Annotated in this window: 2 protein-coding genes; both read left to right on the forward strand. The window is 40.8% G+C overall.

The window, feature by feature from the left end:
* Positions 1-150 precede the first annotated feature (150 nt).
* Positions 151-612, forward strand: coding sequence for an SAM-dependent methyltransferase (locus FKN16_RS24170; RefSeq protein WP_170903730.1), 462 nt, complete (start codon positions 151-153; stop codon positions 610-612).
* Positions 613-1226: 614 nt separating this feature from the next.
* On the forward strand, positions 1227-1766 hold the full coding sequence (locus FKN16_RS24185) for a hypothetical protein (protein WP_170903731.1): 540 nt from the start codon (positions 1227-1229) through the stop codon (positions 1764-1766).
* The last annotated feature ends 121 nt before the right edge of the window (positions 1767-1887 follow it).

Genomic DNA, 1887 nt, shown 5'->3' on the forward strand with positions numbered 1-1887 from the left:
AAATTGCTAACAAGTTGTTAAAGAGGGATTCGCAACGCATGGCATTTTTACTATGCGTTAGTTTCAGCGATTAAGGTGGTATGCGGTGACATTTGTATTGCGTTGCTCACCCCTTAACAAGGCGTTAGCACCCAGAGGAGAAAAATAATCATGGAAGAAATTAGGCTTGTTCCTATAGGAAAAGTTGAATCAACCAGAAGTGAGATGATTGACGATAATTGGGATAAAGAAAACGCCTCTATAGTTATTGATGCTGCGTTCGGGGCGGAAGCTCTTATAGGACTTTCTGATTTTTCTCATGTTGAAGTGACTTTTTATTTCAACAAAGTTGATAAGTCAAAGATCACAACGGGTGCAAGGCATCCAAGAAATAACACTGATTGGCCGAAAGTTGGTATTTTTGCCCAAAGAGGTAAAAACCGACCGAACCGTTTAGGTTCTACAATTTGTGAAGTTATTGCTGTTTGTGGGAATGTGCTACAAGTTAGAGGATTGGATGCAATAGACGGTACGCCAGTGGTAGACATTAAGCCAGTAATGGATGAATTCTTACCAAGAACAACCGTCGAGCAGCCCGAGTGGTCAAAAGAAATTATGTCAAATTACTGGTAGTCAGAGTGCTAACAAACTGTTTAAGAGTGATTCGCAACGCACGGCATTTTTACTATGCGTTACTTTTAGTGTTTAAGGTGGCATGCAGCAGCTTTTGTATTGCGTTGCTCACACCTTAACAGGGCGTTAACTGGCGCAGAAAATATGAAAGCACATTGATACCGTTACTAGGTTCAGAGGTTTAGCGTGTTTGGTCGGTTTCCTTAATTAAGCTAATGCGACTAATTTCAATTTGGTACCTAAGTTTACTCATGAGAAAGGCGGCACAAAGCCTTCTAATAATATAAGGCATTCGCGATTAGTTGGGCGCACTTACATCGCCGAAGTATGGTGTTGTGAAACGTATTTCAAACTAAAGGTAAACGGTAATCTTTTAGTTAAATACATATTTGAGTTAGCTTTACTAATCATTAATTAGGAAAACCACCCTTGGCTAAAGTGGCTGTAAGATCGGCGAAAACTGAAAGGCGCTCAGTTAACAAACTGTTCAAGAGGGATTCGCAACGCGTGGCATTTTTACTATGCGTTGATTTTAGTGATTAAGGTGCAGTGCGGTGGCTTCGGTATTGCGTTGCTCACCCCTTAACAGAGCGTTATACCACTTCGGAGATAAAATGCGTGAGCAATTAAAAAATCTGACAGAGAATGACTACTGGGTTTATGGTGTAACTGAATCCGACTTCGATCATGCAGTATCAATTGTGCGTGAAATGATAGAAGCGCGAAATCATCAGTATGAATCTGAAGCCGCAAGGGTTCGTAGTGAAAGCTCTGAAATTGCGGATGATATTCTTGATGATGTTGCTTACTATCGTTATACCGATAATCAGTATCTTTGGCAGTTTGCTCTCTGGAGGCTTCAGGGATTAATTGAAGCAGTTATCACTTATCAGCTTGTAGATAAAAATGCCAAGAAGCTGTTCGGGCTTAAGTCAAAACTAGAAGCTTTAGTTAACAGTGGCTATCAAATCGAGCAACATGAGATCGACGAGTTGCTACTTTGGGCAAACCTAAGGAACGCAATTTCTCATGCTCCCCCGGAACAGTTTCGACCTATTCCATTATGTGAAGACGATATTGTTGAATACCAGATGTTTGTAAAAAGGCTGTTTGTGAGATGGCATTCAGTGAAAAACGTTGAGACAGTGGCTTAGTATCAAGTTTGAAGTGCGACACTTTTTACAGATGCGCATGAATATACTCCGTTGGTGTCCTATACCCAAGTCTTTTGCGTGGGCGCGTATTTAATTTGTGTGCAATTTCATTGCAGAGCTT

Origin of the sequence: Vibrio sp. 11-4(1), from assembly GCF_013048625.1 — a bacterium.
GTDB classification, from domain to species: domain Bacteria; phylum Pseudomonadota; class Gammaproteobacteria; order Enterobacterales; family Vibrionaceae; genus Vibrio; species Vibrio diabolicus.

What these genes read in the sequence shown, in the direction of transcription:
- FKN16_RS24170 (WP_170903730.1), top strand. Translation starts at nt 151, where the DNA reads ATGGAAGAAATTAGGCTTGTTCCTATAGGAAAAGTTGAATCAACCAGA.
- FKN16_RS24185 (WP_170903731.1), top strand. Translation starts at nt 1,227, where the DNA reads ATGCGTGAGCAATTAAAAAATCTGACAGAGAATGACTACTGGGTTTAT.